Origin of the sequence: Nonomuraea zeae (assembly GCF_005889725.1) — a bacterium.
Taxonomy (GTDB): domain Bacteria; phylum Actinomycetota; class Actinomycetes; order Streptosporangiales; family Streptosporangiaceae; genus Nonomuraea; species Nonomuraea zeae.
In genome coordinates this window covers 139,666-154,527 of sequence record NZ_VCKX01000002.1, presented here as the reverse complement: position 1 = coordinate 154,527, position 14,862 = coordinate 139,666, and the positions used below count along the sequence as shown (strand labels likewise).

Annotated in this window: 16 protein-coding genes; 7 read left to right on the top strand and 9 right to left on the bottom strand. The window is 72.0% G+C overall.

What is annotated here, in order from left to right; translation table 11 throughout:
- Nucleotides 1–1,407, bottom strand: a 1,407-nt coding sequence (locus ETD85_RS01370; protein ID WP_206058013.1) for an MFS transporter, incomplete at its 3' end; no start/stop codon positions are given.
- Entirely contained in the window at nucleotides 1,404–2,177 is a 774-nt protein-coding gene (locus ETD85_RS65425; RefSeq protein ID WP_240778734.1) for a TetR/AcrR family transcriptional regulator, read from the bottom strand. The genes ETD85_RS65425 and ETD85_RS01370, both read right to left, overlap by 4 nt.
- Nucleotides 2,178–2,251: 74 nt before the next feature.
- On the opposite strand from ETD85_RS65425, the gene ETD85_RS01360 reads away from it, so the two are divergent.
- A complete protein-coding gene (locus tag ETD85_RS01360) occupies nucleotides 2,252–3,007 on the top strand; it encodes a PIG-L deacetylase family protein (RefSeq protein ID WP_138687711.1) in 756 nt (251 codons plus the stop codon).
- 18 nt (nucleotides 3,008–3,025) lie between these two features.
- Here ETD85_RS01360 and ETD85_RS01355 read toward each other — a convergent pair whose 3' ends face one another.
- Together ETD85_RS01355 and ETD85_RS01350 are read right to left on the bottom strand one after the other, a co-directional pair.
- Nucleotides 3,026–4,288: an RNA polymerase sigma factor gene (locus ETD85_RS01355; RefSeq protein WP_138687710.1), complete on the bottom strand. Its 1,263-nt coding sequence runs from the start codon at nucleotides 4,286–4,288 to the stop codon at nucleotides 3,026–3,028.
- Nucleotides 4,289–4,309: 21 nt separating this feature from the next.
- Complete coding sequence (locus tag ETD85_RS01350; RefSeq protein ID WP_138687709.1) at nucleotides 4,310–4,729, bottom strand: YciI family protein; 420 nt, start codon at nucleotides 4,727–4,729, stop codon at nucleotides 4,310–4,312.
- A 145-nt stretch (nucleotides 4,730–4,874) separates the two neighbouring features.
- Here ETD85_RS01350 and ETD85_RS01345 point away from each other — a divergent pair, with 145 nt between their 5' ends.
- Entirely contained in the window at nucleotides 4,875–5,669 is a 795-nt protein-coding gene (locus ETD85_RS01345; protein ID WP_138687708.1) for an alpha/beta fold hydrolase, read from the top strand.
- On the opposite strand, the gene ETD85_RS01340 is transcribed toward ETD85_RS01345, so the two are convergent.
- Entirely contained in the window at nucleotides 5,650–6,588 is a 939-nt protein-coding gene (locus tag ETD85_RS01340) for a helix-turn-helix transcriptional regulator (RefSeq protein ID WP_138687707.1), read from the bottom strand. The genes ETD85_RS01345 and ETD85_RS01340 overlap by 20 nt on opposite strands.
- A 90-nt stretch (nucleotides 6,589–6,678) precedes the next feature.
- Between ETD85_RS01340 and ETD85_RS01335 the strand changes: the two genes are divergently transcribed.
- The 3 genes from ETD85_RS01335 (at nucleotide 6,679) to ETD85_RS01325 (ending at nucleotide 9,590) form a co-directional block, all read left to right on the top strand.
- Entirely contained in the window at nucleotides 6,679–7,155 is a 477-nt protein-coding gene (locus ETD85_RS01335) for a VOC family protein (RefSeq protein WP_138687706.1), read from the top strand.
- Between the two features lie 385 nt (nucleotides 7,156–7,540).
- Nucleotides 7,541–8,785 (top strand): Cmx/CmrA family chloramphenicol efflux MFS transporter, encoded by a 1,245-nt coding sequence (locus ETD85_RS01330; RefSeq protein WP_138687705.1) that lies wholly within the window; start codon nucleotides 7,541–7,543, stop codon nucleotides 8,783–8,785.
- A 4-nt stretch (nucleotides 8,786–8,789) separates the two neighbouring features.
- Nucleotides 8,790–9,590, top strand: a complete 801-nt coding sequence (locus ETD85_RS01325; RefSeq protein ID WP_138687704.1) for a maleylpyruvate isomerase family mycothiol-dependent enzyme — start codon at nucleotides 8,790–8,792, stop codon at nucleotides 9,588–9,590.
- A 98-nt stretch (nucleotides 9,591–9,688) separates the two neighbouring features.
- Here ETD85_RS01325 and ETD85_RS01320 read toward each other — a convergent pair whose 3' ends face one another.
- A complete protein-coding gene (locus ETD85_RS01320) occupies nucleotides 9,689–10,876 on the bottom strand; it encodes an FAD-dependent monooxygenase (RefSeq protein WP_138687703.1) in 1,188 nt (395 codons plus the stop codon).
- 78 nt (nucleotides 10,877–10,954) lie between these two features.
- Between ETD85_RS01320 and ETD85_RS01315 the strand changes: the two genes are divergently transcribed.
- Nucleotides 10,955–11,668, top strand: coding sequence for a TetR family transcriptional regulator (locus ETD85_RS01315; RefSeq protein WP_138687702.1), 714 nt, complete (start codon nucleotides 10,955–10,957; stop codon nucleotides 11,666–11,668).
- Between the two features lie 35 nt (nucleotides 11,669–11,703).
- Here ETD85_RS01315 and ETD85_RS01310 read toward each other — a convergent pair whose 3' ends face one another.
- Nucleotides 11,704–12,156 (bottom strand): DUF2000 domain-containing protein, encoded by a 453-nt coding sequence (locus ETD85_RS01310; protein WP_138687701.1) that lies wholly within the window; start codon nucleotides 12,154–12,156, stop codon nucleotides 11,704–11,706.
- A gap of 114 nt (nucleotides 12,157–12,270) precedes the next feature.
- On the opposite strand from ETD85_RS01310, the gene ETD85_RS01305 reads away from it, so the two are divergent.
- Nucleotides 12,271–12,765 carry an Lrp/AsnC family transcriptional regulator gene (locus ETD85_RS01305; RefSeq protein ID WP_170246454.1) on the top strand — a complete coding sequence of 165 codons (495 nt, stop codon included), beginning with the start codon at nucleotides 12,271–12,273 and terminating at the stop codon, nucleotides 12,763–12,765.
- Nucleotides 12,766–12,982: 217 nt separating this feature from the next.
- Here ETD85_RS01305 and pip read toward each other — a convergent pair whose 3' ends face one another.
- Together pip and ETD85_RS01295 are read right to left on the bottom strand one after the other, a co-directional pair.
- Nucleotides 12,983–13,933, bottom strand: coding sequence for a prolyl aminopeptidase (pip, locus tag ETD85_RS01300; protein ID WP_138687699.1), 951 nt, complete (start codon nucleotides 13,931–13,933; stop codon nucleotides 12,983–12,985).
- A 103-nt stretch (nucleotides 13,934–14,036) separates the two neighbouring features.
- The gene (locus ETD85_RS01295; protein ID WP_170246453.1) at nucleotides 14,037–14,819 is read right to left on the bottom strand and encodes a neutral zinc metallopeptidase; all 783 of its coding nucleotides are present in this window, start codon (nucleotides 14,817–14,819) and stop codon (nucleotides 14,037–14,039) included.
- Between the last annotated feature and the right edge of the window lie 43 nt (nucleotides 14,820–14,862).

The window sequence follows — 14,862 nt, the reverse complement described above, 5'->3', positions numbered from 1 at the left end:
AGATGTGTATAAGCGACCGTCGCGCATGAGGAGGATGGACCCGAGCGCGAGCAGGCCCGCGACGCCGCCGATCCAGGCGACCGTGGAGCCCACCCCGGCCGCGGTGATCCGCCCACCGTGACCGGCCAGCAGCCACTGGGCGCAGGCCAGGCCGACCGATCCGCCGAGCTGCTTGGTGAGCGCCGACCCCGCGGTGGCCGTGCCCATGTCGGCCCGGGGCACGCTGTTCTGGCTGGCGATCGTGATGCCGCCCATCGCGGGGCCCGCGCCCAGCCCGATGATCAGCAGGAACGCGCCGGTCACCAGCAGCGGCGTGTCCGGGCCGAGCGCGATGAACGCGACCGTGCCGACCGTGATCAGCCCGGCTCCGGCCAGCAGGGGCGGCTTGGTGTGTCCCATTCGCAGGATGAGTACCGCCGTGCCCCTGTTGCCCACCACCATCCCGGCCAGCAGCGGGAGCAGGAACAGGCCGGAGGCGGTGGCGGACTGGCCGCGTACGTGCTGGAAGTAGAGCGGCAGGAAGACGCCCACGGGCAGGGCCGCGAGCTGGAAGAAAAACCCGCCGGCGAGCAGCGCCGCATAGGTGCGGCGGCGCAGCAGGTGGGGCAGGAGCACCGGCGTGGCGGCCCGCCGCTCGACGGGCACGAGCGTCACCAGCAGGGCCAGGCCCGCGATCAGGGTGCCGAGCACCGCCGGATCGCTCCAGCCGCGGCCGGTGTTGCCCTTGATGCTGAGTCCGATCAGGACCAGCGACAGGCCGGCGGCCAGCAGGGCGATCCCGGCGGCGTCCAGCCGGCCGGGAGCGGCGTCCGGGTCGCGGCGCTCGGGCAGCGCCACGGCGATCACAGCCGCGGCCACCGCGCCGAGTGGCAGGTTGATCAGGAACGCCCAGCGCCAGCCCGCGTGATCGGCCAGCAGGCCGCCGAGCAGCGGTCCGCCCACCAGCCCGACGATCATCATCGAAGCCATCAGCGTCTGCATCCTGATCATGCCCTCGGCCCGGCTGGGCGGGTGCAGGTCCCTGATCAGGGCCATGCCCAGGGTGAGCAGCGCGCCCGCGCCCAGGCCCTGGAAGGCCCTGCTGACGATCATGAGCGCCATCGAGCCCGCCATGCCGCAGGCCAGCGAGCCGATCAGGAAGATCGCCACGCCGGAGAGGAGGAGGCGGCGGCGACCGTACAGGTCGGAGAAGCGACCGTAGATGGGGACGCTCACGGAGGAGGTGAGCAGGTAGGCGGTGACCAGCCACACGTACCAGGAGCCGGTCCCGCCCACCTGCTCGACGATGCGCGGCAGAGCGGTGCCGACCACCGTGCCGTCAAGCATGCCCAGGAAGGCGCAGCCGAGCAGGGCGTAGGTCACCGCCGTGCGGTTGCGCGCGGGCAGATCCTCGTAGAGGTCTCTCACCCCTCCTCGCCGTCCTTGATCGCGCCGTGCAGGAACAGGTCGACCAGCTCGGCGGAGGAGAGCGGGGACGGCCCCCGTCCCGCCGCCATCACGAGGAACTGGAACGCCTCCGCGAGGCGTTCGGGAGCCAGCCTGAGGTTGTCCTGCTCGGGCTCGAACAGGCCGACCAGCACGTCGCGGGTGGCGGCCATCGAGGCCTCCCGCCCGGACAACCGCTGCGCATCGACGCCCCCCTGCGGCTCCCGGCCCTCCTGCGGCGCCCCGCCCTCCTGCGGGACTTGGCCCTCCTCCGCCCCACGACTCTCCTGAGCCCCTTGACCCTCCACCGGCGGGCCGCCGGCCGCCGACTCCTGGGTGGCGTCCGGGCGGGCCGGCGCGCCGCGCAGGGCGGCCTCGCCGCGGCGGCGGAAGCCGCCGGAGGCCGCGAGCGCGCCCGCGACCGCGCCCATCCTGGCCAGGTAGCCGCGCAGCGCCTCGGCCGCCTCGATCAGCCGCTCGGCCAGCGGCTGGTCCAGCGAGATCGACGCCACGTGGGCGAGCGTGTCGTCCGGCCGCAGCGCCTCCGCCATGCAGGCGGCCAGTAACGCGTCCTTGTCGCCGAAGGCGCGGAAGATCGTGCCCTCGCCGATGCCCGCCGCGCGGGCGACCTGGGCGGTGGTCAGGGAGGTGCCGTACTCGACCACCAGGGGAAGGGCCGCTCTGACGATCATCTCGCGGCGCTGTTCCGGGCTCATCGCCGGCGCGCGCCGGCGGCCTGTCGCGTTCATCATGCCTTCGACGATACGGAGTGAGTACTCACTCCGTCAATGACAGAAGCTGCATTCGTCTCGTAGGGTGTCGGTCCATGGCGACAGTCCTGGCATTCCACGCCCATCCGGACGACGAGGTGCTGCTGACCGGCGGCACGCTCGCCCGTGCCGCCGCCGAAGGGCATCGCGCGATCATCGTGGTCGCGGCGGACGGCGTGATGGGGCCGGTGGCCGAGTCGGGCACGACCCGGTTAGACGAGCTGCGAGCCAGCGCGCGGATCCTGGGCGTGGCGCGGGTCGAGCATCTGGGCTACGCCGACAGCGGGCACGGCAAGGAGCTCTACCCCGACCCGCCCGACCGGATGCGCTTCGTCCGTGCCCCCATCGAGGAGGCGGCGGCCAGGCTCGCCGCGATCCTGCGCGAGGAGCGCGTGGACGTCCTCATCGGGTACGACCCAAACGGCGGCTACGGCCACCGCGACCACGTCAGGGTCCACCGGGTCGGCAAGAGGGCCGCCGAGCTGGCCGGGGTGCCCCGGGTGCTGGAGGCGACGATCCCGCGCGACCACGTCGTCCGCCTGGTACGCCTCGTCCGCCTGCTGCGCATCCCGTTCCGCTACGACGACCGGGCACTGGCGCGGGCGTACAGCCCGCGCTCGGCCATCACCCACCGGATCGACGTGCGCCGCTACGCCAGGCAGAAGCAGGCGGCGCTGGCCGCCCACCGCTCCCAGGTGACCGGCCGCGGCCGGCTGTCCCCCGTCATGCGGCTCCTCGTACGCCTGCCCGTCCCCGCCTTCGCCTGGCTGCTGGGCCGCGAGTGGTACGTGGAGTCCGCCACGCGCTCCTGAGCCGGGGCCGCACCGGGCTCAGGCCGGCTCGTCCGGGCCTTCCGCCCGGCTCAGCCTGGCCGCCCTGGCGCGCAGGTAGCGCTGCTGTGGATAGCTCATCGCGCGTCCGGCCGCCTCCTCGTAGGACTCGCGGGCGGCGCCGAGCTCCCCCGCCGTCTCCAGCAGGTGCGCCCTGACCGCGTACAGCCGGTGGTCGCCGGCGAGGTGCTCGTCGTGCTGGAGATGTTCGAGCAGGTCGAGCCCCGCGCGGGGGCCGCGTGCCATGGCCACGGCGACGGCGTGGTTGAGCGCCACCATGGGGTTGCCCGCGATGCGCATCAGAGCCTCGTACAGCGCCGTGATCTGCGGCCAGTCGGTCTCCTTCGCGCTCGGCGCCTCGTCGTGCACCGCCGCGATGGCCGCCTGGAGCTGGTACGGCCCCGGCGTCCCCCGGGGCAGCGCCGCGGTGATCAGCTCGACGCCCTCCGCGATCTGGCCGGCGTCCCACAGCGTGCGGTCCTGCTCGGCCATGGGGATCAGCGCGCCGTCCTGGCCCGTACGCGCCGGTCTGCGGGCGTCGGTGAGCAGCATGAGCGCGAGCAGCCCGGCCACCTCGCCGTCACCGGGCAGGAGCCGGTGCACCATGCGCGTCAGCCGGATGGCCTCGGCCGCCAGCTCCGCGCGCTGCAGGTCGGGGCCGGACGTGCTGGCGTACCCCTCGTTGAAGATCAGGTAGAGGACGTGCAGGACCGCCCCGAGCCGTTCGGCGCGGTCGGCGGGCCGCGGCAGCCGGAACGGCACACCGCTGTCCTTGACGCGCTGCTTGGCCCGGGTGATGCGGCGCGTCATCGTCCCCTCCGGCACCAGGAACGCGCGGGCGATCTCCGCCGTGGTCAGGCCGCCGACCGCGCGCAGCGTGAGCGCGATCTGCGAGGCCGGCGACAGCGACGGGTGGCAGCACATGAACAGCAGGACGAGCGTGTCGTCCGAGGCGGGGACCGGCTGGTCGGCGGCCGGGGCCAGCCAGTCGTCGGCCAGCCGCCAGGCCGCGACCGTGTCCTCGCGCCGCCGGCGCGCCTGCTCGGCGCGGAGCAGGTCGGTCAGCCGGCGGGCGGCCACGGTGATGAGCCAGGCGCGCGGGTCGTCCGGTACGCCCTCCTTCGGCCACTGCAGGGCGGCGGCGAGCAGCGCCTCCTGAGTGGCGTCCTCGGCGCTGGCGAAATGCCCGTAACGCCGGACGACCGCGCCGAGGACCTGCGGCGCCAGCTCGCGCAGCAGGTCCTCGCTCTCGGGAGCACTCATGTCGGGATCGCGGCCCGCCGGTCAGAAGCCCATGTCGGCCTGGGACTCGACGACCGGCCGGATGTCGGCCACGGCGTTGTCGTAGACGCCGCCCGGGTACGGGCACTTCGACAGGCGGGCGGCGATCTCGGTCGCGCGGTCGAAGCTCTCGCACTCGACGATCCAGTAGCCGGCCAGCACCTCCTGGGTCTCCGCGTACGGCCCGTCCGTGACGGCGGGGGCGCCGTCCTTCGTGTGGAGCCTCCTCGTGTGCACGGGCGCGGCCAGGCCGCGGGTCTCGACCAGCTCCCCGGCCTCCTCCAGCTCCTTGTTGAACGACGTCATGAACTCGACCATCGCGGCCACGTCCTCGGGAGCCCAGGCGGCCTGGTCCGGGGTGTCCTTGCCGGCCAGGACGTCGTAGTCCCGCTGCGAGCCGTAGGAAAGGATCATGTACTTCATCGGTTCGTCCTCTCTGGAGGGGCTTTCACGAGGGACGTCGGAGCCGTACCGGCGCTTCGGACATCCTCCCCCAAGAAGTCTTCCGCCGGCTTCCACCAGGCCCCCGTGTCCCGTCCACCGCGCGGCGTGCGGCACCATCGGAGGTGTGCCATACGCAACCGCTCCCGACGGCGTGAAGCTGTCCTACCAGGTCCGCGGCAGCGGGCCGCCCCTCCTGCTCCTGCCCGGCCAGGCCAACTCGCACCACTGGTGGGACCCCGTTCGCGCGGATTTCGACGGGACGTTCCAGACGATCACCTTCGACTACCGGGGCACCGGCGGCAGCGACAAGCCGGACGAGCCGTACACCACGCGGGGCTTCGCCGCCGACGCGCTGGCCGTGCTCGACGAGCTGGGCATCGGGCGGGCGTACGTCTACGGGACCTCGATGGGCGGGCGGGTGGCCCAGTGGCTCGCGGCCGACCGGCCGGAGCGGGTCGAGGCGCTGGTGCTCGGCTGCACCTCCCCGGGCGGCGCGCACGGGATCGAGCGGAGCAACGACGTGCGCAGGTCGCTGGCCCAGCCGGACCGGCAGGCGGCCGAGCGGGCGCTGCTGGAGCTGATGTACACGCCCGGCTGGCTGGCCGCGCATCCGGGGCCGTACCACACGGTGGGCGACCCGGACATGCCCGCGCACGCCCGGCGCCGCCACCTGGCCGCCAGCGCGGGTCACGACAGCTGGGACGCGCTGCCCGCCATCACCGCTCCCACGCTGGTCGTCCACGGGACCGACGACGTGTTCAACCCGGCCGCGAACGCCCCGGTGCTGGCCGAGCGCATCCCCGGGGCCGAGCTGCGGCTGATCGAGGGGGCGCGGCACGCGTACTTCGAGGAGTTCCGCGAGGTCGCGAGCCCTCTGGTGCTGGACTTCCTGGCCGGGATCACCCCGCGGCACGGGTGAGCCGGGCGGCCAGCGCGCGAAGGTGCGCGGCGAGCTCCGGCGGCTCGTGCACCTCGAACTCGCAGCCCAGCGTGAACAGCCGGAAGCCCAGCCAGTCGAGCGTGTCGGCGGGCATGCGCAGCCGGCAGGTCCGCTCGTCGATCTCGGTGACCTCGCCCAGCGCGCTGATCACCTCCGTCACGGCGGTGTGCAGGGTGACGACGGCCTCGTACGTCGGAGCCAGCGAGTAGAGCCGCGACTCGACGTAGGCGGCGGCGCCTTCGCCGGGCGGCTCGCGCGGCGTGACCCTGGCGCCGGTCGGCCGCAGGTCGCCGATGCGGTCGATGCGGAAGATGCGCCAGTCGTCGCGGTCGAGGTCGTGCCCGAGCAGGTACCAGCGCCGCCCGGCGGCGACGAGCCGGTGCGGATCGACCAGGCGGGTGGCGGCCGTCCCGTCGTTCGAGCGGTAGCCGAACCGCACCCGCTCCCTGTTCTCCACCGCCACCGCCAGCACGGTGAGCTGCTCGGGATCGACCTCCGGCCCTCCAATGGCCGGCATCGGCACGGTGGCCCCGCTCAGTGACCTCACCCGGTAGCGCAGGCGGGACGGCAGCACCTGCTCCAGCTTCGCCAGCGCCCGCACCGACGCCTCCTCGATGCCCTGCACCGGCTGCCGGGCGGCGGTGGCCAGGCCGACCGTGATGGCCACCGCCTCCTCGTCGTCCAGCAGCAAGGGCGGCATGGCCATGCCCGCGACCAGGCGGTATCCGCCCTCCGAGCCCATGCTCGCCTCGACGGGGTAGCCGAGGTCGCGCAGGCGCTCGACGTCGCGCCGGATCGTACGGCGGCTGACCCCGAGCCGGTCGGCCAGCTCGCCACCCGGCCACTCACGCGGGGTCTGGAGGAGCGAGAGCAACGCCAGGAGCCGGGATTCACTCATAAATCCAAGAATGCCCGACATGTAGGACAGGTCCTGACCTACTGCCTGATTAGCGTACGCAGCACGTAGTCGTTCACCAGGAGGAACATCATGACCGTCGACTCGACCCCCAAGGGCTACACCAGCGTGACGCCGTGGATCATCTCCCGCGACACCGCGGGGCTGATCGACTGGCTCAAGGAGGTGCTCGACGCCGAGGAGCTGGGCCGGATGACGGACGCGGAGGGCCGGATCAGCCACGCGGAGGTACGGATCGGGGACGCGGTGGTGATGCTGTTCGACGCCATGCCCGAATGGCCGGATACGCCCGCCTTCCTGCGCCTGTACGTCCCCGACGCCGACGCCACCCACCGCCGGGCCGTCGAGGCGGGCGGCACGTCGGTGACCGAGGTGACACACCTGTTCTTCGGCGACCGGGTCGGGCGGGTCAGGGACCCGTTCGGCAACCTGTGGTGGATCCAGACCCGCGTGGAGGACCTGACGCCGGAGGAGATGGAGCGCCGCCTCGGCGACCCGGAGTTCGTCAAGGCGATGGAGTACGTCCAGAGCGCCCGGTTCTTCGGGTAGGTCGTCGAACGGGGAGATATCGGCTGGACGTGCCGGGCCCGGCCTTGCTAGGTTGCCCGTCATGTCCAGCCCCGAGGCGTCAAGACGCTAGCCACCGGTCGTCCGGTGGCTCTTCCGCGTCGTCGCCCTGCCGGTTCCCGCTGCCCCTGAGGCCGGGATCCGCGTTCTTCGCGCGACCGCTGCCACTCCGGACCACCGTGTAGAGGGCTCTGTTCAGACCTGTGCCGCGCGTCCGATCCGTGACGTCCGGCGGGTCCTCAGGCGTGGCCGGACCGGCTCGATCCGGGCCGCCCGCCTCCTTACCGATCCACGAGATCGATCCACGGGGCTGGTCCGTGCTGTCGACGCCGGCCGCCGGCTCACGATGTGGTCGCGGAGTTTCTTCATGCCATTCGCTGTTTACCTGCTCGGACTGGCGGTCTTCGCCCAGGGGACGTCCGAGTTCATGCTGTCCGGGCTGATCCCGGGCATCGCGCGGGACCTCCAGGTCTCCATTCCCGCCGCCGGGCTGCTGACCTCGGCCTTCGCCGTCGGGATGGTGATCGGGGCGCCGCTGATGGCGGTGCTGAGCCTGCGCTGGTCCAGACGGCGCGCGCTGCTCGCCTTCCTGGTCGTCTTCCTGCTCGTACACGTCGTCGGCGCGCTCACCACCAGTTACGAGGTGCTGTTGCTCACCCGGGTCGTCGGGGCGCTGGCCAACGCCGGTTTCCTGGCGGTGGCGCTGGCCACCGCCGTGGGCATGGTGGCGCCCGACGCCAAGGGCCGCGCCACGTCGGTGCTGCTCGGCGGTGTCACGATCGCCTGCGTCGCGGGGGTGCCCGGCGGGGCGCTGCTGGGTGCGGCGTGGGGGTGGCGCTCGGCGTTCTGGGCGGTGGCCGTCGCGCTGGTCCCCGCCGTCGTCGCGGTCTGGAAGTCCGTGCCGTCGGACGTCCCCGGGCAGGACGCTCGGCGCTCGGTGCGCGCCGGTGGGGCCGAGGGGCGGGTGCGGGGTGAGCTGCGGGCGCTGCGGCGGCCCCGGCTGCTGGTGTTCCTGCTGCTCGGCGCGCTGGTGAACGGCGCCACCTTCGCCTCCTTCACCTACCTGGTGCCGCTGCTCACCGGCGACACCGGCATCGCAGCGACCTGGATGCCCGCCATGCTGGCGTTGTTCGGCCTGGGCTCGTTCGCCGGAGTGACCGTCAGCGGCCGGTACGCCGACCTGCGGCCGATGCCGCTGCTGGTGGCCGGCGGGGTGGCGCTGGCCGCCGGCTGGGCCGTGTTCGCGATGACGGCGGGCAGCCCGGTCCTCGCCGTCGCGCTGGTCTTCGTGCAGGGGACGTTGTCGTTCGCCGTCGGGTCCACGCTGATCTCCCAGGTCCTCTACGCCGCGACCGGCGCGCCGACGCTGGCCGGCGGGCTCGCCACGGCGGCGCTCAACGTGGGCGGCGCGGCAGGTCCCTGGCTCGGCGGGGTCGCGATCGGGGCCGGCCTCGGGCTCAGGTCGCCGCTGTGGGTGAGCGCGCTGCTGGTGGCCGCCGCGCTGGCCGCCGCGCTGATCACTGTGCTCGGCGCCAATTTCCTGGTACGAGAGCGAGCACCGCGACCCGCCGGCAACCCGGTGGAGACCGATCACGCGCATGAGGCACAGTGATCCCATGGACCCTGCCGCACATTTCCATCGCGAAATCCGAGCATTCCAGGCCGCCGTCGAGCAGGCGGCCAAGGCGGACAGCGCGCCCGTCGTGCCGTCCTGCCCCGGCTGGACGGTCGCCGATCTGGCGATCCACATCGGCGGCGTGCACCGGGCCGTGACCAGCATCATCGAAGACCGGCTCACGGGGGTCCCGGACCAGGCCGACCTCACCTTCATGAGGCTGCCGTCCGACCTCACGGGCTGGCCCGATCCGGCGAACGCGCCCAACCACCTGCCGATCCCGGCCAACCTGCCCGGCTGGCTGGCCGAGGGAGCCGGCGGGCTGGCGGCCGTGTTCAGGACCAGCGAGCCGGACCGGCCCGCCTGGACGTGGTCGGCGGAGCAGACCGTCGGGTTCTGGCTGCGGATGCAGACGATCGAGGCGGCCGTGCACCGCTGGGACGCCGAGAACGCGCTCGGGGTCCCGCAGCCGATCGACGCCGAGCTCGCCGCGGACGCGATCTCGCAGATGTTCGAGGTCATGGCGCCCGCCCGGCGGAGCTGGCTGCAGGCGCCGCCCGGGGCCGGGGAGCGCTTCCGCTTCCGGCGGACCGACGGCGCGGGCGACTGGCTGGCCCGGTTCGACGGCGAGGACGTACGCCTGACCACTGCCGCCCAGGACGGCGGGCGGGACGTCGAGCTGGCCGGCACGGCGTCGGACCTGATGCTGTTCCTGTGGCGGCGGATCCCGGCCGACACCCTGGAGGTGCGTGGCGACCGCGACACCCTCGACCGCTACTTCGTCCTGGTGCCTCCCCTCTGAGGCCGGCCCCCGCGACGCTCTGAGATCGGGCCCACGACGCTCTGAGATCGGGCCCACGATGCTCTGAGATCGGGCCCACGATGCTCTGAGGCCGGGCCTCACGTTGCGACGGCGGCGCCGTACCCGGGCAGGGGTGCGGCGTCCGCCGGTCGCATGAGGCGTTCGACGCTCGCCATCGCCCCCATCACCGGCAGCCTGGCGAACGCGTTGCGCGCCCACATGCCCAGCCGGTTCTTCGGCACCATGAGCCGGACGTTCGGCCCGATCTGCTGCTTGCGCTCGACCAGCGCCCGATGGCCCTCCTCGTACCGGCGGAAGGCGGTCAGGTGGTCGGCGGCGGTCGCCAGCTCGCCCGCGAGCCGGTACGCGCCCACGATCGACAGCTCGGCCCCCGCTCCCGACGCCGGGGTCGCGCAGTGGGCGGCGTCGCCCACCAGCGCCACGCGGCCCGACGACCACGACGGCATCCGCACCTGGCTCAACGCGTCGAAATAGAAGTCCGGGTCGCCGAGCGCGCCGTCGAGCAGCTCGCGGACCCGCCACGACGTCTCCCGCTCGAACGCCGCCCGCAGCAGCAGCCGCTGCGCCTCCACGTCACGGTGGTCGTACGCCAGCGGCCCCGACCGGAAGATGAAGTACGACTTGGCCTGGGCGTGGTTGCCCGACCGGTAGAGCCCGGCCATCTTCCCCGGCACGTTGTACATCGTCACGCGCCGGTCCTGCCCCAGCGCCGAGTCGGCGTTCGCGAAGGCGAAGTAGTGGCCCATGTGCCGCACGAACCGCTCGGGAGGGCCGAAGGCCAGCCGCCGGACCGCGGAGTGCGGGCCGTCCGCCGCGACGACCAGGTCGAACCGCCTGGTCCCCCCGCTCTCGAACGACACGCTCACGCCGTCGGCGTCCTGCGTGAGCGCCCGGATCGAGTCGCCGAAGACGTGCTCGACACCGGATCCGGCCGCCTCGTGCAGCAGCGCGACCAGATCGCCGCGCATGATCTCCACCTCGCCACCGCTGCCCAGGCGGCCCATGTCGATCCGCGCCACGCCCTTGCCCGCGCCGTCCACGAACGTGATGCCACCCACGTCCGCCGCCGCGGCCCGGATCCGCGCCATGATCCCCATGCGCTCGGCCACCTCGGTCGCGTGGTCCCGCACGTCCACGCCGTTCCCGCCGGTACGCAGCCCGGGCGCGCGCTCCACGACCGTGGGCCGCAGCCCGTGCCTGGCCAGCCAGTACGCCAACGTCTGCCCCGCGATGCCGGCACCGGAAATCAGAATACGCTCGTTCATCTCACCCCTCCTGACCATCGGTCAGTCAGGACTATAGGCTCCCGACCCTCGGTCAGGCAACCGGCTAGAATCGGCGGCGTGACGGACGACACCCGCTCGCGGATCCTGAAGGTGGCGCTCGACCTGTTCGCCACCCGCGGCTATCACGCCACCTCGATCAGGGAGATCGCCGAGCGGCTCGACCTGACCAAGACCGCGGTGCTCTACCACTTCCCCAGCAAGAAGGACATCGTGGCGGCGCTGGCCGAGCCGATGCTGGCCGACATGGAGGCCGTGATCGACGCGGCCGGCCGGGCACAGGACGCCGATCAGCGCACGCGCCGGTGGATGGTCGTCGAGGGCCTGCTCGACGTGTGGCTGACCCACCGCCATCTGCTCAGGATGCAGCTGCAGGACCTGGCGCTGGCCGCGGAAGGGCCGGTCTACGAGCGTTTCAAAGACGCCGCGTTCCTGGCCGAGCACCACATCGCGGGGCCGGCCCCCGACCACGTCGGCAGGATCCGGGCGGTGCAGGCGTTCGCCATGCTCAGCGACCCCGTCGTGATGTTCGCCGACCTGCCGGCCGACATGCTGCGCCCGGCCGTGCTGTCGGGAGTGGAGCGGCTCCTGGACGAGCGTCCCGCCCGGCCGGCCGCGTCACCGCGCCGCCGGGGCAGACCCGGGGCGATGACCCAGGAGGCGGTGGAGACGGCCAGGCGGCTGCACGCCTCCGGCGAGCACACCGCCGCCGAGATCGCCCGCCTGCTCGGAGTGTCCCGTGCGACCCTCTACCGCCATCTGCCGCCCGCCTAATTCTGAGACATTATTTGCGACTGTTTTGAGACAGGTCAGCGCAGCAGCGGGAGCCGCCCGGTGAGACGCTCGACGAGCGCGCGCGGGCCGAACAGGCTGACCGCGTAGTAGGACGGCTCATCCGTACGCGCCAGCTCCGCCAGATACTCGTCATAGACGTCGGCGCGCTGCGCGATGTTGGCCATGTCGGCGACCACCAGTCCGGGCTCCGCCGCCGCGTCGGTCCTGATCCGCCGCAGGATCGCCGCCGGGGCGCCCAGCACCGCGCAGCCCGTCCACGGCAGCCCGGAGTGCGCGAGCCCGGCCGCGTCGACGCCGCCCGAGCCGACGATCGCCGGCACCGTGGCCCCGACGGAGGCCGCCAGGCAGGCGGCGGCGTTGGCCTGCAGCCCCCGGGGCAGGTCGCGGTCGATCACGATCGCCCACTTGACCGCGAGCTTCTTCGTGGGCAGGTCACTGCGGCGTTCGAGCTCGTCCAGCACGATCATCACCCGGTCCTCTCTCCGAAGTTCTCCCAGGAGAATCACATCCGTGCCGACGATCCGACAAATCAAAGCAGAGATTTCCGCAGGAAGTTCGGAAACTCGTGCCAGGATGTGCCTGTGGACGAACTTGATACGGCGATCCTCGTCGAGCTCCAGCGTGACGGCCGCCAGACCAACCGCGAGCTCGCCGAGCGCATCGGCATCGCGCCCTCGACCTGCCTGGAAAGGGTGCGCTCGCTCAGGGCCGACGGCGTCATCGAGGGGTTCCACGCCGAGGTCAGCCTCGACGCGGTCGGCCGCCCGGTGCAGGCGCTGATCCACGTACGCCTGCATCCCAAGATCCGCGAGGCCGTCGAGGGCTTTCGCGACTACGTCGCCGGCCTGCCCGAGACGCTGGCCGTGTTCGTCGTGTCGGGCGGCGACGACTTCATCATCCAGGTGGGCGTGCGCGACGCCGGGCACCTGCGCGACTTCGTTCTCGACCACGTGGCCCGCCACCGCAACATCGCCGACGTCCGCACGTCCCTGGTCTACGACCACATCCGCAAGACCTCGGTCGAGGTGCTGCCCCCGGAGCGGCCCTCGCGTCCGCGCACCGGCCGCAAACGATAAATAGGTGGAGCCCGAATGCCCGCCGGGGCTACCGTAACGGCAGGTCAGCGAGTGGGCAGGGCGTGGCGGCGCCGCTGGTGGCGTCCCGCCGCACCCTGTCCGCACGCAGCCGTGCGAACCCGCGGCTCACCGTTCGGCATCGACCGGCGGCAAGGCGATGGTCACCCCGGGCACCGTCCAAGTCCCCAGATGATCGCGAGCCGCGGGATCACACCTCTCACCGGGCGGCGAAGGCGTCGAGCGCGGCGAAGAGCTCCTTCTTGAGCGTCTCGCTGCCGGTGTGCCCGGAGTCCTCCACCACGACCAGCTTGGCGTCCGGCCAGGCCCTGGCCAGCTCCCACGCCGTCACGAGCGGGCTGCCCAGATCGTGCCGGCCGTGGATGAGGACGCCGGGGATCCCGGCCAGGCGGCCGGCCTCCCGCAGCAGGACGCCTTCCTCCAGCCAGGCGGCGTTCGAGAAGTAGTGCGCGCAGATCCGGACGAATGCCAGCAGGGCGTCGCTGGGCCGGTCGCTGTAGGCGTTCGGCTTGCCGTTGACCTCCAGGGAGATCACCGCGTCCTCCCAGGCCGTCCAGTCATGCGCCGCCTTCGCGCGCACCTCCGGGTCGGGGTCGGCCATGAGCCGCGCGTACGCCGCCAGCACGTCGCCGTCGCGGTCCGCCTCGGGAACGCCCTGCCTGAACCGCTCCAGCGCGTCGGGGAAGAACCGGCCGACGCCCCGGTAGAGCCAGTCGATCTCGGAGCGGCGCGTCATCGTGACCGCGACGATCACCATTTCCGACACCCGTTCGGGGTGGGCCTCGGCGTAGGCGAGCATCAGCGTCGAGCCCCACGACCCGCCGTACAGCAGCCATTTGTCGATGCCCAGATGCTCCCGCAGCCGCTCCATGTCGTCGATCAGGTGCTGGGTGGTGTTGTTGCTCAGGTCGGTGGCGGGGTCACTGGCGTGCGGGCGGCTCCGGCCGCAGTTGCGCTGGTCGAACAGGACGATCCGGTAGCGCTCCGGGTCGAACGTCTTGCGCATGCCGGTCGAGCAGCCCGATCCGGGCCCGCCGTGGACGACGAGCGCGGGCTTTCCCTCAGGGTTGCCGCAGACCTCCCAGTAGACGAGATTGCCGTCGCCGGTATCGAGCATGCCGTGCTCGTAGGGCTCGATCGGGGGATACAAGGCCGACTCCTCTCCACAGATGTAACAGTGCTTTTATATCAGCCCTGCGGAGAGTGCCGCGGTGGGCAGGCGGGGCGCCCTGGCCACCGCGGGTGTCAAGAGGTCAGCGCACCTGGGAGGACGGTGCGGCCCAGGTGTTGCACGACCCGGGGTCACCGGTGGCGAACCCGCGCTTGATCCAGGCGCGGATCGTGGCCGACTTGCCGTAGGTCGGCTTGTCGCCCGCCTGGTCTCCCTGGAGGATCCTCAGGAAATAGTTCCAGTCCGACGATTTTCTGTTCTCCATCGGCCAGACGCTCTTGACATACGCACCGGCGAAGCATTCCGCCTGGAGGCTGAGGCGTCGTTCCTGCTCGTACCCTTCCGCCTTTTTGCCGGATTTCAGGGCGTCGTACGCGGGATAGATTCCGGCGAGCTGCTGAACGTGGAAGGCATACATGGAGGCGGCCGTCTCGAACAGCCAGAGGTCACTGGGATCGTCGAGCCAGCCATCGCCGAGCTGGAAGAACAGCGTGCCATTGCGCTCGCAGTACCACGCCTGCGAATCGTCTTTCGTCGGCTCGAAGCCGCAGTGGTTCTTCGGAATGCGGTTCACGTGCCGCACCTTCACCGGCTTGTACGGCAGACCGGCGTTGACCAGGTGCTGGCCCCAGGTGGTTTCCAGGCAGCTGATGACGGCGTCGAGATAGGCGCGGGCCAGCTTGCGGTCATTGCGCTTGACCGGTGGTTCCTCGCAGACCGTTGTCGGCAGCGGGCCGGCCTTATAGAGCGGATTGGCGGTCAGTTTGGAGCTTTTGATGGGGTACGTCGCCGTCTCGGCGGAGGCCGTACCGGCTAAAGGCGCGACGAGGGCGCATGTGAGCGCAGCTAACGTGAGAAGTTTCACGAAGCGTGACAATAGGGCCAGGACGCTTCTTAGGCAACGGATG

Coding starts and splice junctions, on each gene's coding strand:
- ETD85_RS01330 (WP_138687705.1), top strand. CDS start 7,541: ATGCCATTCGCTGTTTACCTGCTCGGACTGGCGGTCTTCGCCCAGGGG.
- ETD85_RS01335 (WP_138687706.1), top strand. CDS start 6,679: ATGACCGTCGACTCGACCCCCAAGGGCTACACCAGCGTGACGCCGTGG.
- ETD85_RS01340 (WP_138687707.1), bottom strand. CDS start 6,588: ATGAGTGAATCCCGGCTCCTGGCGTTGCTCTCGCTCCTCCAGACCCCG.
- ETD85_RS01350 (WP_138687709.1), bottom strand. CDS start 4,729: ATGAAGTACATGATCCTTTCCTACGGCTCGCAGCGGGACTACGACGTC.
- ETD85_RS65425 (WP_240778734.1), bottom strand. CDS start 2,177: ATGATGAACGCGACAGGCCGCCGGCGCGCGCCGGCGATGAGCCCGGAA.
- ETD85_RS01355 (WP_138687710.1), bottom strand. CDS start 4,288: ATGAGTGCTCCCGAGAGCGAGGACCTGCTGCGCGAGCTGGCGCCGCAG.
- ETD85_RS01310 (WP_138687701.1), bottom strand. CDS start 12,156: ATGATCGTGCTGGACGAGCTCGAACGCCGCAGTGACCTGCCCACGAAG.
- ETD85_RS01320 (WP_138687703.1), bottom strand. CDS start 10,876: ATGAACGAGCGTATTCTGATTTCCGGTGCCGGCATCGCGGGGCAGACG.
- ETD85_RS01325 (WP_138687704.1), top strand. CDS start 8,790: ATGGACCCTGCCGCACATTTCCATCGCGAAATCCGAGCATTCCAGGCC.
- ETD85_RS01360 (WP_138687711.1), top strand. CDS start 2,252: ATGGCGACAGTCCTGGCATTCCACGCCCATCCGGACGACGAGGTGCTG.